The organism is Nocardioides sp. (genome assembly GCF_016462705.1).
Lineage (GTDB): Bacteria > Actinomycetota > Actinomycetes > Propionibacteriales > Nocardioidaceae > Nocardioides.
This window is the reverse complement of the sequence record NZ_JAEMSS010000091.1, coordinates 1-16,628: the sequence shown is the minus strand read 5'-3', so window position 1 is coordinate 16,628 and position 16,628 is coordinate 1. Positions and strand designations below refer to the sequence as shown.

13 protein-coding genes are annotated in these 16,628 nt (G+C 76.0%); 9 read left to right on the top strand and 4 right to left on the bottom strand.

The genetic code is table 11. From position 1 onward, the window contains the following. Both JHD21_RS12650 and JHD21_RS12645 read right to left on the bottom strand, forming a co-directional pair. A partial coding sequence (locus JHD21_RS12650; protein ID WP_292675709.1) for an FAD-binding protein occupies positions 1-1,398 on the bottom strand: 1,398 nt, incomplete at its 3' end. Positions 1,399-1,406: 8 nt separating this feature from the next. After that, positions 1,407-4,907: a BTAD domain-containing putative transcriptional regulator gene (locus tag JHD21_RS12645; RefSeq protein ID WP_292675706.1), complete on the bottom strand. Its 3,501-nt coding sequence runs from the start codon at positions 4,905-4,907 to the stop codon at positions 1,407-1,409. 109 nt (positions 4,908-5,016) lie between these two features. On the opposite strand from JHD21_RS12645, the gene JHD21_RS12640 reads away from it, so the two are divergent. The 8 genes from JHD21_RS12640 to JHD21_RS12605 all read left to right on the top strand — a co-directional run bounded on the left by JHD21_RS12640 (position 5,017) and on the right by JHD21_RS12605 (position 14,608). Beyond that, positions 5,017-5,532, top strand: a complete 516-nt coding sequence (locus JHD21_RS12640) for a hypothetical protein (RefSeq protein WP_292675703.1) — start codon at positions 5,017-5,019, stop codon at positions 5,530-5,532. Between the two features lie 81 nt (positions 5,533-5,613). Further along, positions 5,614-6,483, top strand: a complete 870-nt coding sequence (locus JHD21_RS12635; RefSeq protein ID WP_292675700.1) for an alpha/beta fold hydrolase — start codon at positions 5,614-5,616, stop codon at positions 6,481-6,483. Between the two features lie 32 nt (positions 6,484-6,515). Beyond that, a complete protein-coding gene (locus tag JHD21_RS12630) occupies positions 6,516-9,320 on the top strand; it encodes a LuxR family transcriptional regulator (RefSeq protein ID WP_292675698.1) in 2,805 nt (934 codons plus the stop codon). A 120-nt stretch (positions 9,321-9,440) separates the two neighbouring features. Then, the gene (locus tag JHD21_RS12625; RefSeq protein WP_292675695.1) at positions 9,441-11,030 is read left to right on the top strand and encodes an FAD-dependent oxidoreductase; all 1,590 of its coding nucleotides are present in this window, start codon (positions 9,441-9,443) and stop codon (positions 11,028-11,030) included. Continuing rightward, positions 11,027-11,653 (top strand): nitroreductase family protein, encoded by a 627-nt coding sequence (locus JHD21_RS12620; RefSeq protein WP_292675693.1) that lies wholly within the window; start codon positions 11,027-11,029, stop codon positions 11,651-11,653. The genes JHD21_RS12625 and JHD21_RS12620 overlap by 4 nt, the downstream gene beginning before the upstream one ends. Next, positions 11,650-12,402, top strand: coding sequence for a hemerythrin domain-containing protein (locus tag JHD21_RS12615; RefSeq protein WP_292675690.1), 753 nt, complete (start codon positions 11,650-11,652; stop codon positions 12,400-12,402). The genes JHD21_RS12620 and JHD21_RS12615 overlap by 4 nt, the downstream gene beginning before the upstream one ends. Further along, entirely contained in the window at positions 12,399-13,853 is a 1,455-nt protein-coding gene (locus JHD21_RS12610) for an MFS transporter (RefSeq protein WP_292675688.1), read from the top strand. The genes JHD21_RS12615 and JHD21_RS12610 overlap by 4 nt, the downstream gene beginning before the upstream one ends. 92 nt (positions 13,854-13,945) lie before the next feature. Continuing rightward, positions 13,946-14,608, top strand: coding sequence for a hypothetical protein (locus JHD21_RS12605; RefSeq protein ID WP_292675684.1), 663 nt, complete (start codon positions 13,946-13,948; stop codon positions 14,606-14,608). An 8-nt stretch (positions 14,609-14,616) separates the two neighbouring features. Here the strand turns inward: JHD21_RS12605 and JHD21_RS12600 are convergent, their stop codons facing one another. Further along, on the bottom strand, positions 14,617-15,081 hold the full coding sequence (locus JHD21_RS12600; protein WP_292675682.1) for a hypothetical protein: 465 nt from the start codon (positions 15,079-15,081) through the stop codon (positions 14,617-14,619). 11 nt (positions 15,082-15,092) lie between these two features. After that, positions 15,093-15,650 (bottom strand): TetR/AcrR family transcriptional regulator, encoded by a 558-nt coding sequence (locus JHD21_RS12595; protein ID WP_292675679.1) that lies wholly within the window; start codon positions 15,648-15,650, stop codon positions 15,093-15,095. 83 nt (positions 15,651-15,733) lie between these two features. Here JHD21_RS12595 and JHD21_RS12590 point away from each other — a divergent pair. After that, on the top strand, positions 15,734-16,628 hold an 895-nt coding region (locus JHD21_RS12590; RefSeq protein WP_292675676.1), incomplete at its 3' end, for an AfsR/SARP family transcriptional regulator.

Genomic DNA, 16,628 nt, shown 5'->3' with positions numbered 1-16,628 from the left:
CTGCTCTGCAGGTGGATGTGCAGCTGGATGTGCAGGTGGACGGGGCGGGAGGAACAGCCCGTCGGGGTCGGCCGCCGCGCGGACGTCGACCAGGCGGCGCCAGGCGCTGGCCGGCAGGCCGCGCTGCTCGTCGACGACGTCGTCGATCATCAGGAGGTACGCCGAGTCGTTGGTCCACGGCTGGAGCGCGTCGATCACCCGGTGGGCGTCGTCGCGGACCGCCGCCCAGCCGGCGCCCTGGTCGAGACCCACGCCGAGCACGAGGAACGAGCCGTCCATGTGGTCCAGCGCCCCGCCCCGCGGAGCCGGTCGGGCCAGCGCTCCCCCGAGCTGGCGCAGCTCGACGAACAGCAGGCCCGACTGCGATCCCGGGCCGGCCGCCGCGACCAGCGCCTCCACTGCGTCACCGGGCATCGCGTCGAGCAGGACGCTGTTGGCGTAGACCGCGGTGGGCGCGAGGGGGTCGAGCTGCAGGTGCGAGAGGGACGCGGCCGAGCACTCGCCGAACGTGTCGATCTCCGGTCGGAGCGCCCGCAGCGGGGCGAGCAGGGCGGTGGCTGCGTCGCTGCCTGCGAGCACCGCGGCGTCGACGACAACGAGCTGGCGGCCCCGCATGTCGGCCGGCAGCCAGGACTGGTCGGGCACCTGGAACAGCCGGGCAACGCTGGTGACGGACTCGGGCGCGGTCGAGCACCACTCGGACCACGTGGTCAGCACGCGGGCCGCGTGCGTCCAGTCCCACGCCATCATCCCGGCGTACACCGCGCTCACCGGGAGCAAGTCGAACTCGAGCGCGGTGACCACCCCGAACCCGCCGCCGCCTCCGCGGGCCGCCCACAGCAGGTCGCTGTCGGCGTCCTCGGTCGCGCGCACGGAGGTGCCGTCGGCGAGGACCAGCTCGACCGCCGTGATCGCGCTGCACTGAAGACCGTGCTGCCGGGCGTACCAGCTCAGGCCGCCGCCCAGCGAGGACCCGACGACGCCCACGCTGGGGCTGGAGGTGTGGTGCGCCGCCAGGTCGACACGGCCGGCGCGCTCCACCACGTCGCCCCAGAGCACCCCGGCCCCCACGCGTGCCGTACGTCGCTCGGCGTCGATGCGCAGCTCGGTCATCGCCGAGGTCCGCAGCAGTACGGCGTCGGCGAGGTGGCCGGACAGCGGCGGGGCGCCGTGACCGGTGCCCTGGGGGGCGACCCGCAGCCCGGCGGACGCCGCCGCGCGCACCACGGAGGCGACCTCGTGGGGGAACGCCGGGTAGGCGACCGCGGCGGGCCGGGAGTCGGCCTGGAGGTTCCAGGGCATCCGCGCCTCGTCGTACGCCGCGTCGCCGGGCAGGTGGACGGCACCGCCGCACAGCCCGCGCAGGACCTCGGCTCGAGGGGCGGGCTCGGGGATCATGGGGTTCCTCACGATCGGGGCGCTCCAGGATGACCGGGCCGACTTGAGGATGACTTGAGACCGACCGCGGCGAGCGCCGCCTCCGCGTCGCGCGCGACCGCCCGGGCCCCGCACGCGCGGGCCGTGGAGAGCGCCGCCTGCAGCAGGGGCACCGCCTCGTCGGCAGGGACCTGCGGGGAGCTGCCCAGGGCGAGCCGGGCGCGCGCCTCCTCGAGGACGGCGATCGTCCCGGTCAGGACCTCGACGGCCTCGCGGAGGTCCGGCGTCCCGTCGGCGCCCCGCACCTCGCCCAGCACCCGCAGCGACGGCCCGAGCGCCGTGGGTGCACCCCACGTCCGCAGGAGCGCGACCTCCTCCTCGGCGACGGCGACCGCCTCCTCGACGCGCCCGAGCGCCGCCAGCGCCCGGGCCAGCGGGGCCCGCCAGGCGGACCACACCGGGTTGGTGACCTGGGGGTGGTCCCGGTGCGCCGTGAGCTCCGCGAGCGCCTCCTCGGGCCGCCCCCGTTCGACGAGCAGCCGGGCCGCGGCCTCGCGCATCAACCGTCCGCCCTCGCCGACCCAGGGCAGCTCCCGGGCGCGGTCGAGGGTGTCCGTGGCCGCGTCCAGGTCCCCGCGGTCGACCAGGACGCCGATGGTGAACGCGGCGGCGTACGTCGACGTGGCGCCGGACAGGCCCCACGTCTGCTGCTGCTCCGCGGCGTCGGCGAGTGACCGCAGCGCGTCGTCGAGCCGCCCGTGCCGCCACTGCCAGAAGCCCCGCCAGAGCGTGGCCGAGAGCGTGGCGAACAGGTCGCCGGCCGCCTGCGCCCGGGCCAGGGCCCGGTCCCAGAAGCCACCCAGGTCGTCGTCGGCCAGCAGCCGCACGGTCGCCGCGAAGACCCAGAACAACCCGTTGTCGACCTCGAGGAGCCGGTCTCCCTCCAGGGCGAAGCGCGCCAGTCGGATGGAGCCGGCCCGGTCCCGGCCGTCGCGCAGCAGCTCGTAGGACAGCGTCGCGGCGAGCATCCGCGCCCCGTCGCCCGCACCGGACACCTCGGGCATCGAGCCGGCCCGGTAGGCGTCCGCCGGAAGTCCGTGCATGTAGCCGGTGATGCGCTGCAGGGCGAGGAGCCCCTGCCGCTCGCCGTCGAGGCTGTCGGGAAGCGCGGAGGCCGCCTCGCGGGCGAAGGCGGTCGCGACCCCGGGCGGCGAGGCGAACAGGTGGGTCCGGACGATCCCCATCGCGAGCAGGGCCCGCTCGCGCGGGTCGTCCAGCGCGGCGTACGCCTCGGTCAGGTGGGCGACGCCGGCCGGGCCGTCGACGTTGACCTCGACCCGGCCGAGCTCGACGAGCACCTGGGCGCGGTCGGGCCCGGTGACGGGCTCCTCCAGCGCCCGCCTCAGCAGCGCGACCGCCGCCTCGGCCGCGCCGCGCGAGACCGCCGTGCCGGCCGCGGCCCGCAGGAGCTCGACGGTGGCCGCGCTCCCCCGGCGCGGTGCCCGCAGCACGTGCGCCGCGACCTGCTCGGGGGTCGCACCGTGCTGCGCCAGCACCTCCGCGGCCCGCTCGTGGTGCAGCGCCCGCTCGCCGGCGGACAGGTCGTCGTAGACGGCCTCCCGGACCAGCGGGTGGACGAAGGTGAGGTGCTCCTCCTCCTTCAGGATCTCGCTGCGGCTCAGGGTGTCGAGGGCGGCGGCCACCTGGTCCTCGGGCTGCTGGGCCAGCGCCGCCACGGTCGGCAGGCCGGCGGCCTCACCGAGCACGGCGACGGCGCGGGCCACCGCGGTGACCGCGGGCGGCATCCGGCGCAGCCGCAGGGTCACCAGGGCCGAGACGGCGCGGGAGCCGACCGCCCGCACGGTGTCGACGTGGGAGACGTCCGGCGGGACCCCTTCGTCGGCCAGGGCCCGCAGCAGCTGCCGCAGCAGCAGCGGGTTGCCCGAGGTCATCCGGTGGCACGCCTCGACGAACGGCGCCTCCCCCTCCCCCAGCCGCTCGTGGACCAGGGCCGCGGCGGCGTCCGCGCTCAGCGGCGCCGGGCGGAGCACGGTGACCGACGGGTCGAGGGCCAGCTCGGCGAGCAGCCCCTCGTCGGGGTGCTGCTCGCCCGTGCGCATCGCCAGCGCCAGCAGCACCGGGACCCCCTCGAGCCTCTTGACGAGGTAGGCCAGGTAGCGCAGCGACGCGCTGTCGGACCACTGGATGTCGTCGACGCAGATGACCAGCGGCCCCTCGCCGGCGAGGTTCACGGTCAGCCAGTACAGCCCGTGGAGCACGGCGAAGCCGCCGTGGTGCAGCGGGTCGTCGCCCGCCCCGTCCTCGAACACCGGCTTCGCGACCGCGGCGGCACCGGCCAGCAGCGTGCCTGCCGCGGCGGCGTCGCCGAGGCACGGCTCGAAGAGCTGGCGCACCACCCCGAACCCGTAGGACTGCTCCAGCTGGCTGGCCCGCGCGGAGTACACCCGGGCACCGGCGGCGCCCGCCAGCCGCACGGTCTCCTCGAGGAGTCGCGACTTGCCGATGCCGGCCGGGCCCTCGATGAGCAGCGACCCCGGCCGCCCCTGCGACAGCTCGTCCACCATCCGCCGCAGCGTCGCCAGCTCCCGCTCCCGGTCGACGAGGTCGGTCCCGACGATCGGTGCGGAGATCTCCTCCCCGGTCGGCACCTCCACCGGCGGGTCCATCGGCAGCTCCACCGGGGGCCGCGGGGCCGGCGCGTCGAGGGTCGGTGACTGGGCCAGGATCTCGGCCTCGAGGGCCCGGAGCGCGGGGCCCGGGTCGACGCCCAGCTCCTCGGCCAGCGTCTCGCGGGCCCGGCGCAGCGCCTCCAGGGCACCCGCCTGGCGATGGGCCCGGTAGAGGGCCAGCGCGAGGAGCCGCCAGCGCTCCTCGCGGAGCGGGTCCTCGGCCACCAGCGCCTCGAGCTCACCGATGACGACCGCCGCGTCCCCCTGCTGCAGCCGGGCCTCGAGCAGACGCTCGCGGGCCAGCGCGCGCAGCTCGCTGAGCCGCCGGACCTCGGCCTCGACCCACGGCTCGCCGGCGTACTCGGCGTACGCCGGGCCGCGCCACAGCCGGAGCGCCTCGTCCAGCGTGTGCGCCGCCTCGCCCGGGGCGAGCCCCGCCGCGGCGTCGACGGCGCGCTCGAAGCACCACGCGTCGACGGAGTCGGGCGGGAGCAGCAGGACGTACCCGGGCGCCTCGCTGGCGATGACCGCGTCCCGGCTGCGGGCCGCGGCCTCGGGCTGGAGGCGCCGGCGCAGGTGGCTGACGTAGGCCTGGACGGCGCCCGCCGGGTTGCTCGGCAGGTGGTCGCCCCAGACGCAGTGCGCGAGGTGGTCGGCGGAGACGACCTGGTCCCGCAGGACGACCAGGGCCGCCAGGACGGCGCGCTGACGTCGTCCGCCGAGGTCCACGACCGCGCCGTCCCGGGTGGCGGCGAGCTCGCCGAGCACCCGGAGCCGCAACGTCGCCTCGCCGTCCACCGCGCTCGCTCCACCGTGCTTTCTGAACCAGGCGGCGACCACCCGCGGATCCGTCGGCCGGCGCGCGCCTCAACCCACCCCCAAGACCGGCTCAAGAGTCCCGCGACACGGTCCTCTCGGCAACCCGCCACCCAGGTTCAAGGAGACCAGCATGAACGTGAAGACGAACGTGAAGTCGAAGACCCTCGCACTGATGGGCGTCCTGATGGGCGTCCTGATGGGCGCCCTGCTGATCCTCGCCACGGCCGCCCCGGCCGGCGCCGCGCGGCCGCCCGCCGTCGACCTCCGCGGCGACGGCCTCGGCTCCTACACGCTCGACGACGCCGGGACCGCGCTGCTCAGCGGCACGGTGACGGGCAGGCCGTTCGACGGCGCCTACACGGCCGAGCTCGCCAGCTCCGACGGGAGCCTCCCGGCCCCGGGGACCTGCGAGCCCGCGACCGCCACGCTGCGGGTGACCGCGCGCAGGCACCGCTACCTGGACCTGGTCGCCACCGGTGAGGTCTGCGGCATGTGGACCGACGCGACGTACGTCGTGACCCACAGCTTCACGGGTCGGTACGTCGTGACCGGGGCGTCCGCTCGGAGACTGCGGTGCAGCGACGGCTGGATGTCGGTCGTCCTCACGACCGACGGGCAGGCCAACGTCGAGGCGATCGACACCTGAGGCGCGGTCCCACGACACGGGCAGCGCTACCGTGGACCTGCTCGGTCAACCGCGAACTCGAGAAGGCCCACCATGGCGCACATGGCTCCACACCGGGTCGTGCTCCACGGTCACGAGCTCTCCTACGTCGACAGCGGCTCGGGACCGGCGGTGCTGTTCATCCACGGGATCCTCGGCTCGCAGCGCCAGTGGTCGCACCTCGTCGACAAGCTGGACGACGACCACCGGGTGCTCGTGCCCGACCTGTTCGGCCACGGCGACTCGGCCAAGCCGACCGGGGACTACTCGCTCAGCGCGCACGCCGCGACGATGCGTGACCTGCTGGACCACCTCGGGGTCGAGCGGGTCACGCTCGTGGGGCACTCGCTCGGCGGTGGCATCGCGATGCAGTTCTTCTACCTCTTCCCCGAGCGGGTCGACCGGCTCGTCCTGGTGTCGAGCGGCGGGCTGGGACGCGAGGTCAACCTCGTCCTGCGCTCCGCGACCCTGCCCGGCGCCGAGCAGGTGCTCGGCCTGGTCGCCTCCGCGCCGGTCCTGTCGCGTGCCGAGGCCCTGGGCCGGGGCGCGTCGAAGCTCGGCTGGCGGCCCGGCTCGGACATCCGGGCGATCTGGCGCGGGTTCAGCTCGCTCGGCGACCGCGAGAGCCGGCGCGCCTTCCTCGCCACCACCCGCGCCGTCATCGACATCGGCGGCCAGAGCATCAGCGCCCACGACCACCTGGGCAGCGTCCTACCGATCCCGACCCTGATCGTGTGGGGCTCGAAGGACCGGATGATCCCCGCCTGGCACGCGCTCAGCGCGCAACGCGCCGTGCCCGACTGCCAGGTCGAGCTCTTCGAGGGCGCGGGTCACTTCCCCCACCTCGACGACCCGGACCGGTTCGCCCGGGTGCTGCGCGAGTTCATCGCCGACGGGCGCGACGAGGGACCCGCGACCGCCGTCGAGGGCTGAGCGCCGCGCCCTCGCGAGCGTATCTTCGCCGTGTGACGGAGTCGCCACACCTCGGCGCTGCGGCCTTGGTGGGCCGCGACACGGAGGCAGCCGCGCTGCGACGGGCGGTGTCCGCCGCCGCCACAGGCTCCGGCGGCGTGCTGCTCGTCGTGGGCGAGGCCGGCGTCGGCAAGTCGCGGCTGGTCGCCGCCGCGACCGACGGGGCCGAGCAGCAAGGACTGCGGGTCCTGCGCGGCCGCGCCACCGAGCACAGCGGCGCCTACCGACCGGTGGCCGAGGCGTTCCTCCGCGCCGGGGTTGCCGTCCGCGACCTCGCGGACCTCCCGGCACTGCGGCCCTACCGAGCCGCGCTGGCCAGGCTGCTGCCCGGGTGGGACGATGACCCGGCGCAGCGCACCGCGCTCGACGTCGACCCGGCGCTGGTGCTCGGCGAAGGAGTGGCGGAGCTGCTCCTGGCGCTCGCCGCGGGCGAGGGCTGCGTGCTGGTCCTCGAGGACCTGCACTGGGCGGACGCCGACACCCTCGCCCTCGTGGAGTACCTGGCGGACCGGTTGCAGCACCTCCCGGTGCTCGTGGTGGCGTCGGCGCGGGACGACGAACCCGGCTCCGAGGTGATGCACCGGCTCGGCTCCCAGCGCTCCGTGCAGCGGGTCGTGCTCGCGCGGCTCGAGCCCGCAGCGTGCCTGGCGCTGGCCCGGGAGCGGTCCGCCGGGCGCCTCGACGACGACCGGGCCGCCGAGCTCGCGGCCCTGTCGGAGGGGCTCCCCCTGCTCGTCGAGGAGCTGGTGGACGAGGCGGTGCTCGGCGAGCACGCCTCGGCCCAGTCCCCGGCCGCCCCTCGGGCACTGGCCGCGCTGGCGCGTCGGCGCCTCGCCCTGCTCGAGCCCGACCAGCAGCGGTGCCTCGAGGTGGCCGCCGTGACCGGGACCGAGCCCGAGTGGGCGGTCATCCCGGCCGCGGTCGGACAGCCCGAGAGCCAGGTGCTCGCCGCGGCACGCGCCGCGGTCGATGCCGGCCTGCTGCGCGAGGACGGCGACGGGGTGACGTGGCGACACGCGCTCACTCGCGAGGCGGTCCTGTCGGGCCTGCTGGCCCCCGAGCGGGCCGCGCTGTCGGTCCGGGTGGCCGACGCCCTGCTGGCCCGCGGACGACCCGAGGACGCCGTCCAGGCCGCGGAGCTGCTGGCGGCCGGCGGCGAGGCCGAACGGGCCGCGGCGCTGTTCCTCTCGCTCGCCCGGGACGCCCGGGTGGCGGGCAACTTGGGGCTCGCCGCCACCTTGCTGAACCACGCCCAGGCCGCGGGCTGCGACGTGGCGCAGGTCGCCCACGAGCGGGTCGTCCTGCTGACCTGGACCGGCCGGATGCCGGAGGCCGTGGCGGTCGGGGTCGCCGCGCTGCCGGCGGCGGCCGGCGACCTCCACGTCGAGCTCTGCCTGTCCCTGGCCCGCGCGGCGGTCGGTGCCCGCCGGTGGGAGGACGCCGAGAAGTTCGTGCTGTGGGCCGGGCGTCCCGAGGACCCGAGGTCCGCGCTGCTCGTCGCCGATGCCGCGTTCGGGGCCGGCGACGCGGACCGGGCGGAGCGGCTGGTGGCGGAGGCCGTGGACCGGGCGGAGCGGTCCGGCTCCCCGGCCGTGCTCGGCGAGGCGTTGGACATCGCGGGACGGGTCGCCCGGATCCGCGACCCGCAGCTGGCCAGGGGGTTCTTCACCCGCGAGCTCCAGGTGGCGGCCGAGCACCGGATCGCCTACCACCGGATCACGGCGCTCATCGGGCTCGGGACGCTCGAGCTCCTGCGCGACGAGTACACCCCCTCCGAGTCGCTGACCGAGGCGGTCCAGGTGGCCACGGAGGCCGGCATGCTGGGTCTCGCGGCCGCCGCGCAGGTCATCGAGCTCCAGTCCAGCCGGCTCCGCGACGGACCGGCCCGGCACGAGGAGACCGCCACCGCGTTGCTGGCCCACGCCGCACGGCTGCACCTGAGGCTGCCCGAGGTGCAGGTCGGCTGCGCCCTGGTGAGGGCGGCGGCCAGGGCCGCCGCGGACGACACGGCGGGGATGGAGGCCGCGCTGGCCGGGATCCCCTCCGGCTGGGCGGAGGTCGACGCACAGGTGGCCGCCGTCCGTGCCCTGCCGCTGATCCTCCGGCACGACCTCAAGGGCGCCAACGCCCTGCTCGACCCGCACGTCAGCGCGCTGGTCTCGCGACGTACGAGTGTCCCGTGGCTAGAGTTCGGGCTCTGGGCCCTGCTGCGCACCGCCGTCGACGACCGGGCCGACGAGGCCCGGCAGGCGTTGGCGGGCCTGCCCTCCCTGAACCGGGCGGGGAACCGCGCTGCTCTCCGGTACGCCGAGGCGATCGCGGCGGGACGGGCCGGCCGGACCGCCGAGGCCGTCGCGCTGCTCGAGGCCGGGGACTCCGGGCTCGACGGCCTGCCCTGGACCCGGCGGATGTGGCGGCTGCTGGTGCTGGAGTCGTGCGTCGTCGACGGGTGGGGCGACCCGGTCCCGCACCTGCGCCACGACCTGGCCGAGCACGAGCGCCATGGCGACAGCCCGCTGGCGCGCACGTGCCGTGACCTGCTCCGGCAGGCCGGCTCACCGGTCCGGCGCGGACGCGGTGACGCGGCGGTGCCGCCCGCCCTGCGGGCCAGGGGCGTCACCAGCCGGGAGCTGGACGTGCTGAGGCTGGTGGCCGACGGCAGGACGAACGCCGAGATCGCCGAGCAGCTGTTCCTCTCCCGGCGCACCGTCGAGACGCACGTCGCGAACCTCCTCGGCAAGCTCGACGCGTCCGACCGCCGCGAGCTCCGCGACCGGCACAACGCCGACGGCTCCTGACGGCGAGACCGCCGGCTCCGCGTGCGCGCTCGCTAACTCCGTAGCGGCTACGGATGTCGCGAGCCTCGCCGTTGGGGAGCGTGGGGACTGACCCACCCATCCCCTCCGGAAGAAGCCTCGGTGTCCCCTCAGCTCGCCACCTCGCCCAGCCCCACCACGTCCGGCCCGGCGCAGCGCTTCGACGTCCTCGTCGTCGGCGCCGGACCGGCCGGGCTCACGACCGCGCTCGGCCTGGCCCGCCACGGAGTGCGGGTGCTGGTCGTCGAGAAGCACGCCGGCACCTCCACCTTCCCCAAGGCCTCCGGGATCCGCCCCCGGACGATGGAGATCTTCCGCGGGTGGGGTCTCGAGAGCCGCGTCCGCGCCGCCGGCCAGGACGTCCGCATGGAGGTGGCCATCTCGGCGACGCTCCGCGTGGCCGTCCAGGCCGTCGAGGACCTGGGCGTGCCCGACGACGACTACCTGTCGCGGGTGAGCCCCTCCCGGTTCGCCTTCGTGCCCCAGGACCGCCTGGAGCCGGTCCTGCTGGACGAGGTGCGGGTCGCCGGCGGCGAGGTCCGCTTCCGCACCGAGCTCAGCGGCTTCGAAGTCTGCGAGGACGGGGTGCGGGCACACCTGCGCCCGCGGGACGGCGACGCCCCGGCGTACGACGTGGCGGCCCGCTACCTGGTGGGGGCGGACGGTGCTCGCAGCCACGTGCGTCGGGCTCTCGGCGTCCCGATGCGCTACCTGGGCTCGCACGGGCGCCACGTCGCCGTCCTCTTCACCGCCGACCTGGACCGGCTCATGCCCGGGCCGTCCTACGCACTGCGCTGGGTGACGACGCCCGGCGCGGAGGGCCTGCTCGTGGCCTCGGGCCCGGGCCGCTGGACCTTCGACTGGGAGGTCGACGCGGCCGCGGCCGAGCCGAGCCCCGAGCACGCGGCCAGGCGGATCCGGGCCGCCGCGGGTGCGCCGGACCTGCCCCTGGAGGTGCTGCGGATCTTCCCGTGGGACATGGCCGCCGAGCTCGCCGACGCGATGCGCGACGGACCGGTCTTCCTGGTCGGCGACGCCGCCCACCGCACCACCCCTCGGGGCGCCACCGGCATGAACACCGGCATCGCCGCCGCCCACAACCTGGCCTGGAAGCTGGCGTGGGTGCTGCGCGGCTGGGCGCACGACTCCCTGCTCGACACCTACGAGGACGAACGCCGCCCGGTCGGCCGCGCGAACACGCAGGCCTCGCTCCGGGAGCGGGGCGACCTCCCCGTCGAGCCGGGCGCCATGGACTTCGGCGTCACCTACGACACCGCAGAGCCGGAACCCCTGGAGCCGCCGGGCCGGCCCGGCCTGGCGGTGGTCACCGGGCGGCGCGCACCACACGCGTGGATCCACCTCCCCGGAGGGCGCCGGCTGTCCACCCTGGACCTGTTCGTCGGCCGCCTGACGCTGGTCACCGGCCCCGAGCACGAGGAGTGGACCGCGGCCGCCGCGGCCCTCACCGGCCCGGCGCCGGTCACCGTGGTCGCCCTCGGCGTCGACGTACCGGACTCTGATGGCAGCACGGCACGGCTCTACGGCGTCGCGTCCGGAGGTGCCGTGCTGGTGCGACCGGACGGGCACGTCGCCTGGCGCACGCAGGAGCCGGGAGGCTACGCCGCGCTCCAGCACGCCCAGGACCGCGTGACCGGCCTGACCGAGCCGGCCGACCGGGCGGACGTGGCATGACCACCGCGACCGCCCGGCCCCAGGAGGCGCCGGGGATCCACCCCCTGCTCGCGCGGCGCTGGAGCCCGCACGCGTTCGACCCGCTCCACACCGTGACCGAGGGCGACGTCGAGCGGCTGCTCGAGGCCGCCAGGTGGGCACCCTCGGCCGGCAACTCCCAGCCGTGGTCCTTCGTCGCCGCGCGGCGCGGGGAACCCGACCACCAGCGGCTGGTCCGCCACCTGGCCGGCAGCGCCGCTCGCTGGGCACCCTCGGCGTCGCTGCTGATCCTCAACCTGGCGCACCGGCTGGTCGACGACAGCGAGCTGGAGTACTCCGAGTTCGCGCTCTACGACCTCGGCCAGGCAGTGGCGCACCTGACCGTGCAGGCCTCCGCCATGGATCTCGCCGTCCGCCAGCTCCGCGCCTTCGACCGCGCCGCCCTCGCCGCCGAGTTCGGCGTCGGCCCCGGGTGGCTGGTGACGACGATGGCCGCTGTGGGCGTCCCGGCCGGAGCCGGGGCCCACGCGGACGCGCACACCGGCCGACGTCCCCTCAGCGACCTGCGCTGGCCCACGGGCCCGGCCTCCGTCCGTCCGGCCTCGACGGCCGGCCACCCCCACCCCGAGAAGGAAGAACGATGAGCACGACCACCCCCCAGCTCCGCCTGCCCGGCCAGGCCGCAGCCCCCGACGGACCCGTCGACCTGTCGATGATGTTCGTGATGCACCACGGGTTCCGGCGCGACCTCGCCCGGCTCACGGCGGCCGCCCGCACGACGACTCTCGCCGACCGCGCCAGGTGGGCGGCGCTGCAGCAGCGCTGGCGGCTGTTCGCGACGGTGCTGCACCACCACCACGCCTCCGAGGACGCCGGGCTGTGGCCGCTGCTGCTCGACCGAGTGACCGCGGTCGGCGACGCCGCCGGCCGCGAGGTGCTCGAGGCGATGGAGGCCGAGCACGCCCGGATCGACCCGCTGCTCCAGCTCGCCTCCGACGGCTTCGCACGCCTGGCCGACGCGCCCGACGGGGCCACGCGGCTGCGCCTGGTCGAGACCCTCGACGGGGCGTCGGCCCTGCTGGGTGACCACCTGGCCCACGAGGAGCGCGACGCGATGGCCCTGGTCCAGCGCCACCTCTCCAACGAGGAGTGGCACCGGCTCGAGGCCGAGCACTTCCGGCCGTCCTACTCCCCCCGTGACCTCCTCTCCGTCGTGCCCTGGGTCGTGGCCGACCTGCCGGCGGACGCGCGCCGCCGGGTCCTCGCCGCGGGCGGCCCGGCGATCCGGCTCCTGTGGTGGCTCACCCGCCGCTCGTTCGCGCGCCGGGAGGCGACGGCGTTCGGAGCGGCCGCGCCGACCCGCCCCCAGACCTTCCCAGGAGGGACCCCATGACCACCACGAGGACCACCACGACGACCACCCAGGCGCCCGGCGCCCTGCAGACCCGGCGCGGCCGGCTCCTGCTCGCGCTGGTCTGCGCCGTGGCCTTCCTCGACTTCGTCGACGTCACCATCATCAACGTCGCCCTGCCCGCCATCCGCGACGACCTCGGGTTCTCGCTGCAGCAGCTGCAGTGGGTGCCGAGCGGCTACCTGCTCACCTACGGCGGCTTCATGCTGCTCGGCGGCCGGATGGCCGACCTGCTCGGGCGGCGCCGGGTCCTGCTCGCCGGGCTGACGACGTTCGGGCTCGCCTCGCTGCTCGGCGGCCTCGCCGACACCCCGGAGACCCTGGTCGTCGCCCGGATGGTCCAGGGCATCGGCGCCGCCCTGAGCCTCCCCGCCGCGCTCTCCATCCTCACCACGACGTTCACCACCCGCGCCGAGCGGCACCTGGCGCTGGGCATCTGGGGATCGGTGGCCGGCATCGCCTCGGCCGCGGGCGTCCTGATGGGCGGGGTGCTCACCGAGACCGCTGGCTGGCGCTGGGTCATGCTCATCAACCCGGTCCTGTGCGTCGGGCTGGTCGGCGCCATCCTCGTGCTGGTCGAGTCCGAGGCCCCGGCCGCGGTGCGGCGCGGCTTCGACCTGCTCGGCACCGTGCTGGCCACCGGCGCGATGCTGCTGCTCGTCTACACCCTGGTCGAGGCCCCCGACCGGGGGTGGGCCGACCCCGCCACCGTGACCGGCCTGGCGGGAGCCGCCGTCGTCCTGACGGCGTTCGTCCTCGTCGAGGCCCGCGCCGCGGCGCCGCTGCTCCCGCTCCCCGTGCTGCGTCTGCCGGGCCTCGTGGCGGCCAACGTCGTGCAGCTGGCCACCTCCGCCGGCTTCCTCGCGATGTTCTTCTTCGTCACCGTCTACATGCAGGAGGTCCTGGGGTACGGCGCCGTGCGCACCGGCCTCGCCTACATCCCGTCCTGCCTGATGGCCGCGGCCTCGGCCGCCTGCGGCGCCCAGCTGATCGCCCGCTTCGGGAGCCGGCCGCTGGTCGTCGGCGGGTCGGTGGTCACCGGGAGCGGGATCCTGCTGCTCTCCCGGCTGCCCGCCGACGGGTCCTATGCCGTCGACCTGCTGCCGGGCCTGATGCTGCTCTGCAGCGGGGTCGGCTTCGTGTTCGTGACCGTGGCCGCGGCCGCCAACGCGGGCGTCGACGCCGAGAGCGCCGGTGTCGCCGCGGCGCTGCTCAACTCGGCCCAGCAGATCGGCGCGGCCCTCGGCCTCGCGGTGCTCGCCGCCGTCTCCAGCCCGGTGGTCTCCGACCGGCTCGCCACCGGAGCCGCACCCGCCGAAGCACTCAGCGACGGCTTCGGCCGGGCCCTCGTCGTCGCGGCCGGCTTCCTGTTCGCCGCGGCCGTCGTCGGCCTGCGGACCGTCAACACCCACGATCCGGAACCGATCGTCTGAACGTCGGTCTCCACCCGGGGGCCATGTCTCCGAGTCCCCGCCACGCCGCTCCGGTCATCCGGCCGCGGACCAACCAGAGAAGGAAGAACAGCATGATCCGCACCATCCGTCCGACCTCCACGACCGCGAGCCTGCTCGCCGGCGCGGCCCTCCTGGTCGCGGTCGCCGGCAGCGGCGCCGCGGTCGCCGGGGGCCTCGCGAAGAACTCCGTCGACTCGCGGAACCTCAAGAACGAGTCCGTGCGCGGAGTCGACCTCGCTCCGGACTCGGTCACCGGCCTCGACGTGGACGAGCACTCGCTCGGCACCGTCCCGGCCGCCGACCACGCCGCCACGGCAGGCAGCGCGAAGACAGCCGAGAGCGCCGTCCGCGCCGAGGTGGCGGAGGCGGCCGGCACCGCCGACTCGGCGCTCACCGCCGGCACCGCCGACGTCGCGAAGCGGCTGCTCGGCATGGTCCGCGCCAGCGTCTCGGCCGACGGCCAGCTCAGGCCGGCGGACTTCGGCGCGGTCGGCGCCGAGCAGACCTCGACGCCCGGCCGCTACGTGGTGACGCTGGACGGCCCCCATCTCGGGTGCCTGCTGGTCCCTGCCGTCGCCCACAACAGCGTGGAGCGCGTGGCCGGGTCCGCATCGGCCTGGTTCACGCCGCCGCTCCTGGAGACCGGCGGCCGGAAGGTCACCGTCGAGACGCACGCGCCCGACGGCAACGGCGTCCCGGACCCCCTGCCCTTCAGCCTGCTCGTCCTCTGCTGACCGCGTGGTCAGGTCGCCAGGTCGCCGATCCCGGCGCCGAGACCGGTGTAGAACACTGAGAACGCCACACCGTAGGCGAGCACGGCGATCACCGAGGTGCGCACGAGCCGCTGCGTCGGGTGCACCATCCGGGCCAGCAGCACGGCCAGCACGGGGCTGACCACCGCGGCCACCACCGCCGTGGCCCAGGGGTGGTCGTCGCCGACCCGGTGCACATACCTGCCGATCACCCGACGCTTGGCGGCTCGGCCGACCACGGTGTCGATCCGCTCCCGGTGGCGCGGGTCCATGACCCGACTGGCCAGCAGGGCGGAGGCCACCAGGACACCGACCAGGACGGTGAACGTGACCACGCCGACGGCGACCCCGGCCCGCCCACCGACCCAGGCGCCGGTGGCGGCCAGGACGGGTCCGGCCACGAAGTCGTCGACGAACGTGATCCCCAGGGCGAGTCCAGGCCAGGCGAGCAGCACCGAGCGCATCGTCATCGACCTCGACCGGCGCCGGCCAGCTCGGCGAGCCGCGCGTGGATGCGGGCCCGCAACGCCGGATCGGGTGGCGCCAGGCCGAACAGGTCGGCCGTCCACAGGCCGTCGGCGGCCAGCCGCACCACGTGGGCGTCCACCCCGGGCAGCCCGTCCTCGTCGAGCCGCTCGACCCAGCTGTCGTACCGGGCCCGGATCGGCTCGAGGAGCGACGGGTCGTAGCCCACCGCAGCCAGCAGGGCCACGGCCGCCACCTGCTCCGACTCCCCCGGGGTCGACCCGACCGTGGCCGACACGTAGGCCCGGGTCCACGCCCCGGGAGACGCAGGGTCGGCTGCGTGCGCGGCGGTCTGGTCGGTCTCGAACGCCGTCGTCAGCTCCTCCAGCAGCGCGGCCACCAGCGCCTCCTTCGTGGGGAAGTGGTAGAGCACCCCGCCCTTGCTGACCCCGACCGCCGCCCCGACCGCGTCCAGGGTCAGCGCCGCGTAGCCGCGCTGGGCCACCAGCGTCGCGGCGGCGTGGAGCAGGGCACTGCGCATCGACGGTCGGGTGCTCATGCATCAACTGTACCGTCCGGACGGTATAGTTAGCGATGCTCCACCTACGGCGGCCCGGGCCCGGATCCCCCTATCCTCGTCGCGTGCGGGTGAGGGTCCTGGGCGCCACGGAGGCGTGGCGCGGTGCGGAGCGGTTGCTCCTCGGGAGCCGCAAGCGGCGGGCCCTCGTCGCGGCCCTGGCACTGTCGGGCGGCCGTCCGGTGTCGGTCGACGCCCTCGTCGACCTCCTCTGGGGCGACGCCCCGCCGGACGGCGTCGCCGGGACGCTGCAGGTCTACGTGTCCGGCCTGCGCCGGGTGCTCGAGCCCGACCGGGCGCCGCGGGCGCCGGCCTCGGTCCTGGTCACCGTCGAACCCGGCTACGCGCTGGTGCTGCCGGAGGGCGGCCTCGACGCGGACCGCTTCGACCGGGCGGTGAGCGACGCGCACCGGCTGCTCGCCGCGCCGGGCGGGCAGGCCGAACCGCCGTGGGCCCCGACGCAGGTCCCCGTGCCCGACCTCCGGGCGGCGCACGCCAGCCTCGGCGAGGCGTTGGACCTGTGGCGCGGTACGCCGTACGTCGAGCTCGAGGACGCCCCGGCCGCGGTCGCCGAGCGGGCCCGCCTGGAGGAGCTCAGGGCCGTGGCGCTCGAGGACCGCGCCGTCGCCGCGCTCGCGCTGGGCGACCACGCCACGGTCGCCGTCGAGCTCGAGGCGCTGACCGCGCGCTACCCGCTGCGCGAGCGGCTCTGGGCGCTGCGGGCGCTGGCCCTGGCCCGGGCGGGGCGCCAGGCGGACGCCCTGGAGGCGCTGACCACCGTGCGTAGCGTCCTCGACGAGGAGCTCGGCCTCGAGCCGGGCACCGAGCTGCGCGCGCTCCAGACCGCGGTGCTGCGGCAGGACCCGGCCCTGGCCTGGTCGCCTCCGCCCGGCGGCCAGGTGGTGACGGTCCGGGCGGCCGATGCGCAGCGGCTGCTGCGTGAGTCGGCCGAAGAGACCT